The organism is Erythrobacter neustonensis, assembly GCF_001663175.1.
Classification (GTDB): domain Bacteria; phylum Pseudomonadota; class Alphaproteobacteria; order Sphingomonadales; family Sphingomonadaceae; genus Erythrobacter; species Erythrobacter neustonensis.
This window is the reverse complement of record NZ_CP016033.1, coordinates 2,430,054-2,445,910: the sequence shown is the minus strand read 5'-3', so window position 1 is coordinate 2,445,910 and position 15,857 is coordinate 2,430,054. Positions and strand designations below refer to the sequence as shown.

Here is a 15,857-nt window from a genome sequence, read left to right as displayed (position 1 = left end):
TCACGATTTTTCGCCCTGGTGAGCTGCACGCCGGACGGCCTCGGTGTCCTTTTCACCCAGGGTCATCACCGAAAAAGTGCGGGCGAGAATCCGCAGATCGAGCCAGCGGCTGCGATTGGCGATATACCAAAGATCAAGCTCGACCTTGCGATCCAGCGGAAGTTTGGTGTTGCCATTGACCTGGGACCAGCCGGTAAGCCCGGGCTTGACCGTGCCCCGGGCAACGCCCTTTGGCCCAAGATCGCGGATCGTTTCCGGAAGCAGCGGCCTCGGTCCCACAAAGGCAATGTCGCCGGTGACGATATTGGCAAGCCCCGGCAGCTCGTCGAGCCGCGAACGGCGCAGAAACCGCCCGAATGCCGTGACCCGCCGATCATCGGGCAGCAACACACCGTCCGCGCCTTTGGCATCATGCATGCTGCGAAACTTCAGCATCGCGAACGTCCGCCCCCCCTGCCCCGACCGCGTCTGGCGGAACAGGACGGGCGATCCCACGGACGCAAACACGCCCAGCGCGAGCAGCAGCATCAGCGGCGCCAGCACAGCCAGCAGTACAATCGCAAGAAGCCGGGCGCCCATCTTGTTCATCCCGTAGGGAGCAGTGCCGCGAAGTTCATGCCGCGCGCGGCACGCCCCCGACCATCGCGCCCCGCCGCCTGCCAAGGAACCCCGAACCCGGCTGAGCCGTGGGAGGCAGAGTGTAATAGTCCGACGACGCCATGTAGAACTGGATGGAATCGCCGTAGCGGCGACGGGCGTGCTCGGCGAAGTCGACATGGTCGAAGATCACCGCGCTCGTCTGATAGCTGACCAGTTGCAGCGCAGCACGCATCTGCTCGCTGGTGGTTCGTCCCCAGCGTGCGACCATGATCGTGTGATCGGCATAATCGCACATCGTCCGGGCATCGCGGACAGCGAGGACCGCCGGTGCATTGATGACCACCAAATCGAAACGCTCGCGCAGCGCGCCAACAAGCTTGATAAGGCGGCGCGAGGAGATCATCGAGTTAGGATGGTCGACCTTGCGGTTGGAGCTCAAGACAAGCACTTGCCCGATCTCGTCATCCCCGGCGTCCTTCGGGACATGCCGCGGAATGAGCGTGTCGAGTTCGATCTTGCCCGCAATCAGATCGATAAGATCGGCAGTGGGGATCGATTCCTGCAATTGCTGGAGCAGACCACGCTTGCGCAAGTCCAGATCGAGCACGATCGTGCGGTCGCCCAGCGCCGCGCCCGCAGCGGCAAGCGCCAGCGACACTGTCGATTTGCCATCTCCCGGAAGCGGCGATGTGATCAACACCACCTGGCAGCCGCTCCCCTGCTGCAACCCCCGGACATCGCTGTAAGCCGAGCGTGCCACTTCCGCGAACAGCGATTGCGGGTCCAAAATCACGGGGCTGTGGTTGGGATCTTCCAGCAGGGCTTCGCGCGGAATCAGCGGCAACATGCCGAAGGTGGGAAGGTTGAAATGGCGGCTTACCTGCGCGGCCGTGCGCAGACGGTCGTCGAGCAGTTCGCGGATATAGGCGAGCATGAAACCGAGCATCAGAGAGGCCAGGATCGCGAACAGCGTGGTCTTGACCGGAGAGGGAGAGATCGGGTCGAAGCTCGGCACGGCAGGCGATACCACCGATGACGACACGCCTTCGGGCTGCATTTGCGCCCGAACCTGTTCGAGGCGCTCCGCAATAGACTGATAGGCCTTGTCCGAAAGTTCGGAAGCACGCACCAGTTCGGCCAGTCTTACCGAGTTGGCGACATTCTCGAACGCCTTGCTCTCGATGCTGGCCGCAATCCCCGAGAGACGCCCGGCCGCAGCTGCATCGCGGGCCATTTCGCTTTGCGCCAGCCCGGTCATCCTTCCCGCCTCGGCAGCGTTCATCTCGGCCGCATTCGCCCGAGCCTGGCTGCGCTCGATCCGGATGTTCGCGTCAACCTCGGCAAGCTGCGATGTCACCTTGACCATTTCGGGATGGTTAGGGCCGAAGGTGGGCGCCATGCGCGACCGGTCGGCAATCAGCTGCGCGCGCTGGCGTTCGAGCTGATCGAGCACTGCCGACGTGGCGGTTGCCGTGCTGGAATAATTCGCAGCCGCAGCCACGCCGCTTGCGCGTGCGGCTGAACCTGCGCGGCCGGAACTGGCATTGGCTGCTGCAGCCGCGATCTGGTTCAGTTGCGACAAATCCTCGATCCCGCCTGCACCGACCAGCATCCGGTTGTCGCGCCGGAATTGCGCGACCCTTTCCGAGGATACGACCGCGGCCTTGCGGCGCAATTCGAGCTCCTGTTCGAGCGCGCCAAGCAGCTTTTTCCGGCGTTCGGTGATGATCGCATTGCGCACCGCGCCGACAGATTCCGGAAGCTGGTTTGCAATCCGCGCCGACAGTGTGGGCGAACGGCTCGACACCGAAACCTGCAGCAGATCCGATTTCGGCTCGGACGTGACCTCGATCATCGACAACAGCGTGTTCGTCGCGCGCTGGCGGACTTCATCGCGGGTCCCCGACAGATCGCGCACCTCCTTGCGGAAATCGGGATCGTTGATGAGATCAAGGTCGTCCAGCACCCGCGCGGCAGAGGTGCGCGATCGGTGGAGGCGGACGGCATTGGTCACTCGCTGACTGTTGAGCGACGCCACATCGGCCTGGTTGAGCCCCACCGCGTCGATCAGTTCGACCTGAACATGGGTCGTCGACTGGTAGATTTTCGGCGAAAGCAATTGCTGGGCAAGAACGGGGATCGTCACCAGCAGCACGGTGGCGATGATCATGACCCGGTACCGGCTGGCGATGCGGACCAGATCGCGCAGTGTCACAGGCGCATTGTCGGCGGGCAGCATGCCGCCGGAATTGAACGCTGCCGGCGCCTCTGCGGGCGGCGGGAACTGGGGATTTGCGGTCAGAGCCTGTTGCATGTCTTGATCCCCTGCATCTCGTCCATCCCGGTGCGCGCAAGAAAAGGACCGGTTTTCCGAGTCCCGAAAGCGCGCGCGCCCCTTGGCGGATACTATGCGGGTTCTGCGGCAGGCTTTCTAACGCGCATCGGGATGGAATACTGGCACTTTCATCCTAGCCCCATTGGCGCAGGCCCTATCCATTGGAGACCAGCGAGGCATAAAGGGCGCGGTGATCGGCGGCCGTCGCTTCGACGGTGAACTGCCGCCCCGTTGCACGCGCGCCATCCGACATGCTTGCGTAAAGCTGCGGATCATCCGCCAATCTTATGATCGCATCGGCAATCGCGCCGGGGTCGTCCAGCGGCGCGAGCAGACCATTGTGTCCGGGGACGACAAGATTGCGGTTCCCCGGCACATCGGTCGCCACGACGGGAAGCGCCATCGCCATTGCCTCCAGCATCGCGATCGACTGGCCTTCGTAGCGCGAAGTGTTGAGAAACAGATCGGCAGTGCCCAGCAGGATCGGCACATCGGACCGCTCTCCCACGAATTCAACGCTGCCCGCAAGCCCCGCCGCATCGACCTCGCAGCGGAGGCTGTCGAGGGATTGCCCGCCGCCGGCGATCCTGAATTTTACAACCGGATTGCCGGCAGCACGATTTCGGATTTCGCGGGCGGCGGCGATGAGCAGCCGGTAATTCTTCTGTTCGGATATGGCGCCGACGCTCATAACCGTGAACGGGGGTCGGCGTGGCGCGGACCTGCGTTCCGAAAGGAACGATTCGGGCACGCCGTTCGCTATTCTTCGCACAGGCTTGCGGCACACCGCGCGGTATAGCGCTTCGGTCTCGGCACTGATCGCGACATAGGTGTCGACCACGAGATCGAGATAGCGGAACGCACCGCGGGGAAATGACAGGCGGCTGTTGTGATGGGTCATCACCAGCGCGCCGCGATGCCGCGAATGCGCGGCGATGGGCACCGCCCTTGCGGTATGCGCGTGGATGACGTGCGGCCTGCCAGTTTGCAGCAGCCTGTTCAGTGCGGCGATTCCGGCAAGGGGATTGCGGTTCCGGCTCAGCCCCAAACTTACGAATGTACCGCCATCGTCCTCGATCCGGTTCGCAATGCGCCTTTCGGTCTTGCACGAATTGCCCAGCGTTGCGGCATCGCACAGCGCAACGACCTTATGGGTCATTCCCGCTTGCCGGAAGCTGCGGTCGAGATTGACCACCAGACTTTCCGCGCCGCCCGTCGTCAGACTTGTCAGGATCGACCAGACCTCGAGTCCGCCGTGCGGTTGCGGGGCCAGCGAGCAGGCGGGCGCTATGGTCTGCGGCGCGTTCAACCCACCAACTCGCGCGGCTGCCGTCCGATGCCGCGCCACAGAGCGGCGTCGAGCGCGATCGCTGTGACGATTCCGAATGCGATATGCGCGAAATTGGCACCGATTGCTCCGTAGTGCGGAATGGCAAACAGCGCCGTCGCAAAGAAGACAACGGTCGATACCGCTGCTGTCGCGAGTACGAATGCGGGGCGGTTCATCGCCAGCAGCGCGGACCGGGAAGGCGCGGCGTGCAGGATCAGGGCGACCGCCACCAGCTGGGCCAGCAGCATCGGGTAGGCATCGACGAAATCCGGACCGAAGGCCGCAGCGAGAACCGGTTTCCCGAACAACCAGACACCAAAAATCGCCGTCAGACCAAAGCCGGCAAGGACGATCTGGACGAAACGTACCAGCCGACCGAAGGCCGCCCGTTTCGCCGCATGCCAGCTGCGGGCAAGGTCGGGATAGGTCACCATCTGGACAAGGTCGCCGATCTGTTGCGCGACTTTGGCGATGCGCCGGGCAAGGAAATACAGACCGGCGGCTGCCGGCCCCATGAAGAACCCGACCAGCAAGGTATCCGCCTCATGCGAAAACGTGCGCAAGGTGGAGGACAGGTTGGTCGACATCGCGAACCGCAGAAACCCCGGAAAGGCTTGCCGCAGGCCCCGCCAGCTCACCGAAAAGAGCGAAGGCACGCCCTGATCGCGCAGGCTCTTCAGGCCGAGCAGAAAAAAGATCGCCGCATCAAGGATCTGAATGGCAGTCCACAGCACCACGAAAGCGGCAAGCCCCGCCCCCTGGAACAGCAGGACGAAAGCCAGTGCCAATCGCATGATTGCCGACACGGCCTGAATATAGGCAAGCGTCCTGAACCGCCCCGCCATCCGCAGTGCGGCACTCGGCACGCCGCGGATATTGCAGGCAATCGCCAGGGCATAGATCGCGACCAGTCCGGCGTGTTCCGGTCGAAGCCCGATATAGGGGCCAAGCACTAGACCCGCACCAACCGCGACCAGTGCCGCGGCAAAGGCGGCCGTGATGTCGAGCAGCAGCCCGTAAAGATAGAGGCGGGCGATATTGGCGTTGTTACCGGCTGCTTCCTCGAGCGCGACATAGCGGATCAACGGCTGCCATGATTCGAACCGCAGCAACCGCTCGCACACCCGGCCGATCGCAAGGATGAGCACGAGCGTGCCGAATGCCGCCGGACCGAGCGCCCGTGCCGCGATCGAGATGCTGGCAAACATCAGCAATGCCGTGCCGATGCTCCCCCCGATCAGATGAAGCAGGCTTTCCGATCGGCGCCGGAAAAGCGATTTTTCGGTGTTGAATCTACCTTCGGGGTTTTCGGAATGATCGGAGGTGCCGGCGATCGCGCTCCGCAAATGGCTTGACCGACCGAGGTTCATGAACCGGCCCCGGAGAAAGAGGTTGCAGCCGAAGGTGATGCCGAACGCGCAAAACCCCTGATCGCCGCGACCCGCGGGACAAGATAATACGTGTAAATCAGCAAGACAGGCCCGAACCAGTGGCGGGCATACATGTGCGGCAACGACATGATGTAGATCATCAGCACCGTAAGTGCGGCAAAGCAGATGGCGCCGCCAACCGTATCGGTGCCCCCGGCCATGGCCGATGAAAAAAACAGGCAGATCACAAGAATCGCAAGTCCGGCGAAGGACAGCAGACCGCCCTCGTTCAGCAGCAGCAGCGGCAGATTATGGACAGGCGCGCCGTAGATGCTCGCATCGCGGAACTGATCGACCCCCAGCCCGACAAGGAGGTTCCCATTGGCAAGGTGCCAGGCATCGAGGATCAGCGACGTGCGGCCTTCGAAGGTTCCCGCCTTGCTCAGGTCCCATTCGATGATGGCGCTGCCGACCCGTTCCATGAAAATGTCGGGGATCGGGCCGCCCAAGCCGATATAGACCGTCGCCAGCATGATGCCCGCCACCGCGACGCGATTGAAGCCGCGCGACCAGGTGAGCGGCGCGATGATCGCGGTTAACGCAACAAGCGCAAGCAGCGAAGTAAAGCTGGCGCTGAACACAAGGCCCGCGACCACCGTTGCCACCGTCGCCGCACAGAGGAGCGGCCGGATCCGGCGTTCGAGCAGCGCCGATGCCAGGATCACCAGGGCAAACACACAGACCGCCCCATTGGCATTGGGCTCGGCAGTCAGCGCACCGATCCGGTCGTTACCCAGGACAATGGTTCGACCGACGATCGGCGTGAGCTGTTCGTAGCCCACGAGTTTCAGCGCCGCGATGCCCACCACCTGCGACACCGCGACGCCATAGGCGAAGGCAAGACCGGCTTTGCCCAGAAATTCCCGGTCGAAACTGGCCAGCACCAGCGGAAGCACGAACAGCGCGAGCAGATATTGCACCGCGACATTGAACCAGCGCTCGACTTCCTCATGGAAAAGCGAGCCGAGAAACAATCCGCCGAGCAACAGCAGGACGCCCACCATCCACATCACGGTAAGTCGTCCGAATGGGGAAGGCGTCAGCCTCCCCCCCAGCAGCACAGCTCCCAGCGCAACCAGAAATGCGGCATCGGAGATGGTGAAGTTGAATTCGGGGATGCGTACGAGTTGCCATGACAAAAGGAACGCGCCTGCAAGCGCGAACATCCGAGCGGTCTTGTCGACCGACGACATCGCAAGCACCGGCGCCGGACTGCGCGCCAGGAGCATCTGGCTTTCGTGGAGGCCTTCACCGCCATATCTCGCCGCTGTCGACATCGCGCGATTTTGCGCGAACATCAGCGCTTTGACAAAGGAGCCCTTGGGCTAGCTTGGGGGGCATTGGCAGTACGTCGTTTGGCAATATGCCAGACATCGTCATCTCCAATTGATAGCTTTCTCGGCGCACGATCCGCGGATTAGATGCACGGCTACGCAGATGGCTGCACGTGGCAGCCAAAGCACGGCGGTCCGATGCGATGGCTGATTTGGTCAGGTCCTGTCTTGATGCGCGCCGGTTGTGGCGCAGCGCATGCGCTTGTCTGCTGTGGCCCATGGTCTTGTCGGCGCAGGCCTGTGCCCAGACGCCGTCCAGACCAGACCAGTCACCGCCATTGCAGACTGGCGATATTGCCCCTGGCGGTCCGTCAATCGCCTTTCCCGCAGCGGTCGGCCACGGCAATCAGAGCCGCGGCGGACAGGGCGGGCAGATCATCGAAGTCACCAATCTGTCCGATGCAGGCGCAGGCTCCTACCGCGCCTGTGTGGAGGCATCGGGCCCGCGGGTATGCGTTTTCCGGGTCGATGGGGTGATCCGCTTTTCGACCCGGCCGCCTGTCATCCGCAATCCGTTCCTGACCATTGCCGGGCTCACCGCGCCGGGCAACGGCATCACGCTCAGCCATGCGGGGGGGCCAAGCGGGCGCACCCCGCTGGTCATCAAGAACACCCACGATGTGATCGTCAGGCATATCCGCATCCGCCTCGACCGGCCCGGCGCGGACCGGGCGGCCGAAGACGCGATCACGATTGAAAACAGCAGAAACGTGATCATCGATCACGTCAGCGCGTCGGGTGCCCGCGACGAACTGGTCGATGGTCATGGCGACAATGACGCCATTACGGTGAGCCACTCGGTGTTTTCCCATGGCGTGCCGGGCCATGACAAATGCGCCCTGCTCGCGAGCGACCCCACTGGCCCGGTGCGGTTCAGTTTTGTCGGCAATATCTGCGCCCATAACGGCGACCGGAACCCCGACGCCAATTTCCCGCCCGGCTCCTGTGTCGAGGTGGTCAACAACGTGCTTTACAACGCCCAGTCCGAATTTGCCGAAATCTGGGAAAGCGAGGGCGGAACGCCGATTGCGCTTGTGGGCAACAGCTTCATTGCCGGGCCCGATACGCACAAGGCTTCGGTGGGGATCGAAAATGACCGGACCGCATCGACCGGGCGGGCGCGGCTTTATGCGAACGACAACCAATTCGAAGGGTTGTTCGTGCCGATCAGCCCCAATGCGAAGGAAATCCTCGTCGCTTCCCCGCCGTGCAAGCTGACTTTGCGCCCGCTTGCCGCTTCGGCTGCGGTGGGCCGAGTGCTCGACACGGCCGGGGCTTTTCCGCGCGACCCGATCGATACCCAGGTGGTCGCGGAAATTCGCAGCCGCACGGGGAGGATCGGCTATCTGCCACGCGATCTTGCCGCATCGACCGGGGCCGATGCCTATAAGGATGCGGACAGTGACGGGATGGACGACTGGTGGGAACGCAACAACGGCGCCGATCCAAAGCGCGCCGACCCGTGGGCGATCGTCGGAACCACGGGCATCAGTAATTTCGAAGCCTTCCTCGCGTGGCGCGAGAATGAACTGATGCGCTGATGCGAATCTCTCCCGCGTCACCCCTGTCGGCCTCAGCATTGCCGGAAGGCGCGCTGGCGGCTGCGCCCCGGCAGTTGACCGTTTTCTACCCGATGGCGGGCGACACGATGGGCGGCAGCCATGTATCGCTGCTGGGGTTGCTGGAAGGGCTCGATCCGTCACAGGTGAGGATCCTGATCGGGCTGGAAGTGCCGCATGGGCGCCTTGCGGCACATTACGCGAAATTCGAGCAGGTGGCAGATCCTGCCCCGCCTGCCAGATCCTTCGACGCCGGCGCGCGTTTCGGACCGCTCAGCGTGCTGCGGACCTTGCGCGGACTGAAGCGACGGCGCGATTTTCTGATGCGGAACGATATCGACATCGTGCATACGAATGACGGCCGCACGCATGCCACATGGGCGCTTGCCGCGAAACTGGCCCGCAAGCGCCTTGTCTGGCATCATCGCGGCAGCCCCGATGCCCGGGGTGTGCGGCTTGCGGCACCATGGCTGGCAGACCGGATCATCACCGTGTCGTCCTTCGCCCTGCCAGCCCAGCCAGGTTCCCTGCGGCGTAAGGCCAGCGTGGTCTACAGCCCCTTCGATGTGTCGGTTACTGTCGACCGGGCGGCCATGCGCAAGCTGATCCTCGCCGAATTCGATCTGCCTGACGACGCTGTCATATGCGGCTTCTTCGGCACGTTCATCCCGCGCAAACGCCCGCAAGCCTTTGTCGAAGCAATCGATGCGTTGTCCGCAATCAGCTCCAGACCTGTAAAGGGCCTCTTGTTCGGCGAGGCCACAAATGCTGCCGAACATTATGCGATCCGCCGGAGCATCGACGGCAGCAAAGGCCGCGTCGAGGATGCCGGATACCGCACGCCGGGGCACGAGTGGATCGGCGGCTGCGACCTTCTGCTCGTCCCTGCGGTGGACGAGCCTCTGGGGCGCACTCTGGTCGAAGCGATGCTCGTGGGGACGCCCGTCATCGCGACGCGTTCGGGCGGCAATCCGGAAGCGCTTGCGAATGAGTGCGGCGTTCTTGTGCCTGATCTCGATCCGGCCACCATGGCACAGGCGGCCAGCGATCTGCTCGCGGACCGCCCCCGCGTCGAGGCGATGGTTGCACGGGCCATGACCGCCGCACGCACGCGATTTTCGCGCGAACGCCATGTCGGCGAGATAATGGAGACATACCGCGCGCTGACGGTGCGCCGGGAACTCGTCAGAACCTGAACCGGATGCCGATATTCGCGCGAAGGCGTTCGAATTCATCGCGCGCCAGGTCGCTTTCGCGCGTCCCGTAGGTGATGTTGCCGACCAGCGAGAGATTGCGGGTCATGAGATATTCCAGACCGCCCGACGCGATGAAAGTCTGTTCCTCGATACCCGATCCGATGAAATCGCTTTTGCGGTAGCCGGCAGAGACACTGGACAGGAGATTGTGGCGGATCTCGTGTTGCCAGACGAGCCTCAGCACCGTGTCCGTCCGCCCGCTTGTCCCGCCGCGGAATGTCGCGACATCGCCGTTGAAGGCATCGAGCACCAGCGCCATCCGCCTTGTCGGCCGATATGTGAGCAGCCCGTTTAGCGAAAATCCGGTCCGCGCAGTCAGCTGCGGGTCCGATGGCTCGTTGCGGAAGACCCCGGCAGAGATGCTGCCTTCGAAAAACCCACCGGGTATGAATTCGATGCCTGCACGCGCACCATAGATCGTGGCATCGCGATTGATCCCGCCAAAGTCGGTCGCCAGCCTGAAATCCCGGACCGACACGAAGGCTGTCGCGGTCGCATACATCCGCCCCCCCGTACGCACACCGAGCTTGGCGGTGCCCCCATAGACGGTGAAGTCACGATCACCATCGAGCTGATCGACGGCATCGAGCTCGGTCACCTCACCCGTCAGATCGAACAACAGCTTGCCCCGTGCCCGGTGATAACCCGCGACCACCGATGCGATGTCGATCAGGCGCGGCCCGCGGTCGAGTTCGAGCCGCGCTTCGGGGTCGCCGCGATCCTCGACCCCGCGCTGCAAGGTGCCCGAGACTTCGAAGGTTTCTTCCTGATGCGGCTCCCAGGCCAGCCCCGCCCGCACCCGCATGGCCTCCGAATCCTGCGAGGTTTCTTCGAAGAACCGGCGCGCGGTTACGGACGCATCCAGCTTAGCGGTAAACGCGCCGGCGCGGTGCTGCAGTCCGGCCTCGAGCGAGGCGACCGCGATCCCGTCGCTCGTCGGATTGTCCGGCAAGGCAAAGACATTGTCGTCATATTCGATCCGGACATTGCCATCGATGCTCAATCGCACCGGCCCGATATCGATCGGGGCCGGCTCGTATTCCGGATCGAAGCGGGCGATTGCGGGTGTGATATCGGGCAGGGTCTGGGCCGACAGCGCGGCCGGGATCGCGCCGGCAGAAACCGCAAGCACCGCGCCCGATAGCGCGCGCGACCGGTTCAGAACCATTTTTCGAGCACGCGAACGCGGTCGCCCGGCGTGATCGGGGTGAGGTTTGTCGCCGCGCCGACCACTTCGCGCCCGTTCACCGTGCGGGTGATCTCGACCACGTCGCTTTTCGCGCGATAGGTGTAACCGCCCGCAGCCGAGATCGCTGCCTGCACCGTCATGCCCTGCCGATACGCGAATTCGCCGGGCCGGTTCACTTCTCCCGCCACGTAATAGGGGCGCAGGACAGCGGGCTGGACGTTCACCTCGGGCGTCACGAAAATGCCGGCCGACCGGTAAGCTTGCACGATGTTCGCCTGAGCCTGCGCTATCGTCAGGCCGCGGACGGCAAGTTCACCGACGAACGGCAATGTAACCGTGCCCGCACCATTGACGACATATTGCCCGTCGCCGTCCTCGATATCGTTGACTTTGACGCGGATGCTGTCGCCGGTTTCCAGCGGCTGAGGCCCGGGCGGAGCGGCAGCAATCGGGGCGAGCCGGTCCAACCCGCTGCTGCATCCTGCAACCACGAACAATGCTGTCGCGGCGAGAAATGCCGTCTTTGCTGCATGCCTGAAAATCGTCACTTCGCCCTCCCCGTCAGATGATGATCGAAATCCTTATCTCTTGCGTGTCCGCCGCCAGCGTCATGTCATGGCCGCTGCGCGAACAACGGCGCCATCCCCGTTGCGCCAGCCTGACAAATCCAACTCCAGCAGGCTTTCGGCCAGCGCGATGTCTTCGCGGTAAAATTCTGCCAGATGACAGCGCAGATCGTCGGGCAAGGGGGGATAGGCGATCTCTTTTGCGAGCAGCGAACGTGCGCCCTCGAACCATGGTCTGCCGCGAAACGGCTTCGCGCTCTGTTTGAGCGGACCAAGCAGGTTGCGCACCGGAAGCGGAAGTATGCGGGCACGGCTATCGTTCTCGCGCTGGCTCGCGGCTGCGGGATCGAACACCGTTTCGGCACCGATGTGCCGGCTGACCCGCCCGACGATGCGCTCGGCGTCTGTTCCGACATCCTCGTATCGGAAGGCGAGGATTTGCCGCTTGTCGAAATGGGCCTGCCAGTTCCGGATGTGGCGGCCGTAAAGGCCATCGAGCAAAAACTGCGGAAACGCGTTGTCGGGACTGCGCAGATATTGCTCGGGCGAGGCGCTGACGAGGCCGCGCCGGAAGAACATCTTGTAATGCGAATAGGCCCGCTCGACAGGATCGCGCAATTGCACGACCAGCCGCGCATCGGGCAGCATCGCAGCGATCCGGCGAGGCACTTCGGGATCGGAAAGATAATCGGCCGATTTCTCCCCGACAAGGCTGGCGCCGCGCGGGGCGGGTTCGAACCAGCTTCGATAATGCTCCTTGCCCAGATGATATTCCCGCGAGAAGAAATGCGGTTCGGGATCGGGCATGAAGATCGCGGGATTGGCCTGCAACTGCACCTGAATCCAGGTCGTCGCCGCCTTGACCGCGCCGATCACGATGAAATCCGGTAATCTGCCCCTTGCCATCGCGCTATACCTCCAGTGCCTTGAGCAGTGCATCGGCCATGCGATGCATCGCTTCATCGCCCAGCGTATGATCGACCGGCAGCATCACGGTGCGGCGGCCAAGGCGGCGCGCTTGCGGAAGATCGCCGTCGCGGCGGATGTCCATGTTGGCGAATGCGCCCTCGCGGCTCATGTCGGGACACGAACCCGATCCTGCCGGAATCCCCGCAACCTGCAACCTGCCGATCACCTGCGAACGGTAGCCCGGCAAATCTTCCGCGCCCGGTAGTTGCAGGTAGAACTTGTACCAGGCGTGGGTGATGTCGGGCCCCGGCAAAGGCAGTCGGATGCGGTCGTCGCCCGCAAGCCGCATCATCAGCACCCGCGCATTGTGCCGGCGCGCGGCCAGCCACTGCGGGAGCTTGGACAGCTGACAGTTTCCGATTGCTGCCTGGAATTCGGTGAGCCGGAAATTCGAGCCAGCAAAATCGTGGATGAACCGGAACTCGCCGGGGCGGCCCTGCCCGTCGGCCATGCGTGCGAAGTTCTTGCCATGATCCTTGTAACTGAAACCGGCCTCGCAGTGGCCTGCGGTCCTGAACAGCACCAGTCCGCCCTCGCCCGCGGTCGACATGATCTTGTCGGTGCAGAACGAAAAGGCCGCAGCATCGCCGAAGGAGCCCACCTTATGCGATCCGATCGCGGCACCGTGAGCCTGCGCGCAGTCTTCGATCAGGAACAGCCCGTTGCTGTCGGCAATGCCTCTCAATGCTTTCATGTCGCATGGCCAGCCTGCCAGATGCACGGCCAGGATTGCCTTGGTCGCCGGACCGACAAGCCGAGCGACCGACTGCGGGTCGATGTTCTGGCTGTCGGGACAGACATCGGCAAAAGCGGGCTTTGCTCCCACTGCCAGCACCGCGCCTGCGGACGCGAAGAACGAGCGCGCGGGCACGATGATCTCGTCGCCCGGTCCGATCCCGAGCGCGCGCATCGCAACTTCGAGTGCGAGCGTGCCGTTGGCCACGCAAAACCCGTGTTCCATCCCGCAAAACGCGGCAAAGGCGCGCGCCAGTCTGGTCGTCTGCTCGCCGTGGAGAAGGGCGTTGACCCGGCCGCTTTCCAGCACCGAAAGAGCGGCATCGATCTCGTCCGGCTCATGGCGCGGCCATTGGCTGACGACGGGCACCGCGGCGGGCGCGGCAGGCGAAAGGGGCATAAGATCCGCGCGGCTCATGACACGGTATCGATCGAAAGGATCTTGCCGCGATTGGTGTGTGGCGGTGGCAGATTGAATTGGACACCGCTGTTGGGCAATCTGGCCAGATGATGCGTAACGCGCACCGCCTCGTCGTGGTCACCCGCGCGAACCGCTCTTTCCAGCTGCTCGATGCTTTTCTTGATGAAGGGGAGCGGGATCGGCTGTGAACGCGCTTCGAGAATTCCCTCGAGCCGCGACTCCAGTTTTTCCTCGCAGGTGTCGAACAGTTCCTCGAACAGCTTTTCGCCCGGCCGCAGGCCAACGATCTTGATCGGGACATCAACCTCGGGCTCGAGCCCGTAGGCGGCAATGAGGCGATAGGCCAGATCGATGATCCGCACCGGATTTCCCATGTCGAGCACGAAGATGGTTCCGCGTTCGGAATCGGTTTCCAGCGCGGACGAGCTGCTTTGAAGGATCAGTTGCACAGCCTCGCGAACGGTCATGAAATAGCGTTCGATCTCGGGATGCGTCACGGTCAGCGGCTTGCCCTGTTCAAGCTGCCTCTGGAACAGCGGAAGGATCGATCCGCTCGAGCCCAGAACATTGCCGAACCGCACGGTCATGAACCGCGGTGCGTTGGGATCATCGACCCCGCACATGTCGAGCGCCTGGCAGTATAGCTCGCCCACGCGCTTGGTCGCGCCCATCATTCCCACCGGGTTCACCGCCTTGTCGGTGGACACCTGAACCATCGCCCGCGTGCCGAATTCGCACATCGCATCGGCCACGATTTTTGTGCCGAGAATGTTGGTGTGAACGCCGCCGCACGGGTTTGTCTCGACAATCGGCACGTGTTTCAGCGCAGCGGCATGATAGACGATCGAGGGCCGGTGCGCGTCGAACACCCGGCGCACCTCGCCCGCGTCCCGGATGTTGCAAATCTCGGCGCAGATATCGAGCCCGGGGTATTGTTCGCGCAAGGCCAGCTCGATCTTGTAGAGATTGTATTCGCAGTGATCGACCAGCACGAGGCGCGAAGGCTTGAAGCTTGCCAGTTGCCAGCACAATTCGCTGCCGATCGTGCCGCCGGCTCCTGTCGTCAGGACGCAGTTGCCTTCGACTTGCCCCGCCACGATCGCGCCGTTGGTCTTGTATTCGGTCCGGCCGAGCAGCGACCTCAGATCGACGTCCTGTGTCCGGCTGCTGTTGCTGTTGAGCAGGATCTGGCTCCAGCATTCGCGGATTTTCGATACTTCCAGTCCCAGTTCCTTGGCGCGGTGCGACAGGCGCGCCATTTCGCGCTGGCTGAGATGGATGCCGTCCGCACTGGCGATCAGGATGGTGGGGCGGCGGCCCTGCAACGCCAACCCGTTCACCACGTCGACAAGCATGTCGTGGCTGCCAAGAACCCTGGCCTTGCCGACACGGTCGATCGGATCGCTGAGCGAGGGAAGCAGCAGACCGGCGACCTCGAAGCTCGGGCTGTCCTCGGCCTTGATGAGTTCGAGCACCGACATGGCCCATTGCGGCGACCCGACCAGCAGCGCGATGGCCTGCCCTTCGCTCGCAGGCCCGGCCATCAGCGCACCGACCGCCCTGCCCGGTCGCACCCATTGCCGAAGCGACCGGCGCAGCGAGCGCGCACTGAGCATGAAGGCGGTCGCCAACAGCAACTGCAGAAGCGCGGCCGCGATAAAACCGAGCCCCGGAGCCTTGCCGAGCAGCGACAGCGCGAACGCCCACGCGACGCCATGCGCGAAAAGACTGACCGCCACGACGTGGATCGCGTGGCCGAAGCTGAAGAACCGCCAGCTGAAATTGTAGAGACCCGACGCGTAGAACGTGAAAGCCGTTATTCCGGCAAAGGCAGCGATCAACGGGGCTGTCTGGAACTGTTGCGCCAGATCCGGCGAAAACACCAGCATGACCGTGACGAGATAACTGCCGACAACCGCGCCGCTGTCGAAGCCGAGCAAAATTACCCGTCGCAGCACGCGGCGCAGGCTCACCTTGCGTTTGCGGGTGTTTTGCGATCCGGTTGCCGCACCCTTGCCGGGCAATTCGGGCACGCGCCACAAGTCGGCATCATATGAGCGAGCAGGGATTGGCGAAGATTTCTCGTTCATCCTCTTTCTCCGCAACCCCGCACCGGCCCGTCCTGTCCCCTTG

12 protein-coding genes are annotated in these 15,857 nt (G+C 63.3%); 2 read left to right on the top strand and 10 right to left on the bottom strand.

The window, feature by feature from the left end; genetic code table 11:
* From A9D12_RS11305 to A9D12_RS11285, 5 genes are all read right to left on the bottom strand, one after another.
* The gene (locus A9D12_RS11305) at positions 1 to 588 is read right to left on the bottom strand and encodes a sugar transferase (protein ID WP_156522870.1); all 588 of its coding nucleotides are present in this window, start codon (positions 586 to 588) and stop codon (positions 1 to 3) included.
* Between the two features lie 25 nt (positions 589 to 613).
* Positions 614 to 2,914, bottom strand: a complete 2,301-nt coding sequence (locus A9D12_RS11300) for a GumC family protein (RefSeq protein WP_068351905.1) — start codon at positions 2,912 to 2,914, stop codon at positions 614 to 616.
* 175 nt (positions 2,915 to 3,089) lie between these two features.
* The gene (locus A9D12_RS11295; RefSeq protein WP_068351901.1) at positions 3,090 to 4,244 is read right to left on the bottom strand and encodes a glycosyltransferase family 4 protein; all 1,155 of its coding nucleotides are present in this window, start codon (positions 4,242 to 4,244) and stop codon (positions 3,090 to 3,092) included.
* Positions 4,241 to 5,635, bottom strand: a complete 1,395-nt coding sequence (locus A9D12_RS11290; protein ID WP_082925537.1) for a lipopolysaccharide biosynthesis protein — start codon at positions 5,633 to 5,635, stop codon at positions 4,241 to 4,243. The genes A9D12_RS11295 and A9D12_RS11290 overlap by 4 nt, the downstream gene beginning before the upstream one ends.
* Positions 5,632 to 6,993 carry a hypothetical protein gene (locus A9D12_RS11285; protein ID WP_068351899.1) on the bottom strand — a complete coding sequence of 454 codons (1,362 nt, stop codon included), beginning with the start codon at positions 6,991 to 6,993 and terminating at the stop codon, positions 5,632 to 5,634. The genes A9D12_RS11290 and A9D12_RS11285 overlap by 4 nt, the downstream gene beginning before the upstream one ends.
* A gap of 314 nt (positions 6,994 to 7,307) precedes the next feature.
* Between A9D12_RS11285 and A9D12_RS11280 the strand changes: the two genes are divergently transcribed.
* Both A9D12_RS11280 and A9D12_RS11275 read left to right on the top strand, forming a co-directional pair.
* Positions 7,308 to 8,570 carry a pectate lyase family protein gene (locus A9D12_RS11280; protein ID WP_231889612.1) on the top strand — a complete coding sequence of 421 codons (1,263 nt, stop codon included), beginning with the start codon at positions 7,308 to 7,310 and terminating at the stop codon, positions 8,568 to 8,570.
* A gap of 74 nt (positions 8,571 to 8,644) precedes the next feature.
* The gene (locus A9D12_RS11275; protein WP_197489810.1) at positions 8,645 to 9,784 is read left to right on the top strand and encodes a glycosyltransferase family 4 protein; all 1,140 of its coding nucleotides are present in this window, start codon (positions 8,645 to 8,647) and stop codon (positions 9,782 to 9,784) included.
* On the opposite strand, the gene A9D12_RS11270 is transcribed toward A9D12_RS11275, so the two are convergent.
* From A9D12_RS11270 to A9D12_RS11250, 5 genes are read right to left on the bottom strand one after another with little or no spacing between them, the layout of a single operon-like run.
* Entirely contained in the window at positions 9,774 to 11,012 is a 1,239-nt protein-coding gene (locus tag A9D12_RS11270) for an outer membrane beta-barrel protein (protein ID WP_068351893.1), read from the bottom strand. The two genes, A9D12_RS11275 and A9D12_RS11270, sit on opposite strands and share 11 nt — an antisense overlap.
* Positions 11,003 to 11,581 (bottom strand): polysaccharide biosynthesis/export family protein, encoded by a 579-nt coding sequence (locus tag A9D12_RS11265; protein WP_082925536.1) that lies wholly within the window; start codon positions 11,579 to 11,581, stop codon positions 11,003 to 11,005. Before A9D12_RS11265 ends, A9D12_RS11270 begins: the two co-directional genes overlap by 10 nt.
* Positions 11,582 to 11,641: 60 nt before the next feature.
* On the bottom strand, positions 11,642 to 12,505 hold the full coding sequence (locus tag A9D12_RS11260) for a sulfotransferase family protein (RefSeq protein ID WP_068351890.1): 864 nt from the start codon (positions 12,503 to 12,505) through the stop codon (positions 11,642 to 11,644).
* A 4-nt stretch (positions 12,506 to 12,509) separates the two neighbouring features.
* The gene (locus A9D12_RS11255) at positions 12,510 to 13,703 is read right to left on the bottom strand and encodes a DegT/DnrJ/EryC1/StrS family aminotransferase (RefSeq protein WP_068354372.1); all 1,194 of its coding nucleotides are present in this window, start codon (positions 13,701 to 13,703) and stop codon (positions 12,510 to 12,512) included.
* 14 nt (positions 13,704 to 13,717) lie between these two features.
* Positions 13,718 to 15,814, bottom strand: a complete 2,097-nt coding sequence (locus A9D12_RS11250; protein WP_082925535.1) for a polysaccharide biosynthesis protein — start codon at positions 15,812 to 15,814, stop codon at positions 13,718 to 13,720.
* Positions 15,815 to 15,857: the final 43 nt, after the last annotated feature.

Excerpts from the sequence above, each read along its gene's own strand:
- A9D12_RS11305 (WP_156522870.1), bottom strand. The coding sequence starts at position 588 with ATGAACAAGATGGGCGCCCGGCTTCTTGCGATTGTACTGCTGGCTGTG.
- A9D12_RS11300 (WP_068351905.1), bottom strand. The coding sequence starts at position 2,914 with ATGCAACAGGCTCTGACCGCAAATCCCCAGTTCCCGCCGCCCGCAGAG.
- A9D12_RS11290 (WP_082925537.1), bottom strand. The coding sequence starts at position 5,635 with ATGAACCTCGGTCGGTCAAGCCATTTGCGGAGCGCGATCGCCGGCACC.
- A9D12_RS11285 (WP_068351899.1), bottom strand. The coding sequence starts at position 6,993 with ATGTTCGCGCAAAATCGCGCGATGTCGACAGCGGCGAGATATGGCGGT.
- A9D12_RS11270 (WP_068351893.1), bottom strand. The coding sequence starts at position 11,012 with ATGGTTCTGAACCGGTCGCGCGCGCTATCGGGCGCGGTGCTTGCGGTT.
- A9D12_RS11260 (WP_068351890.1), bottom strand. The coding sequence starts at position 12,505 with ATGGCAAGGGGCAGATTACCGGATTTCATCGTGATCGGCGCGGTCAAG.
- A9D12_RS11255 (WP_068354372.1), bottom strand. The coding sequence starts at position 13,703 with ATGCCCCTTTCGCCTGCCGCGCCCGCCGCGGTGCCCGTCGTCAGCCAA.
- A9D12_RS11250 (WP_082925535.1), bottom strand. The coding sequence starts at position 15,814 with ATGAACGAGAAATCTTCGCCAATCCCTGCTCGCTCATATGATGCCGAC.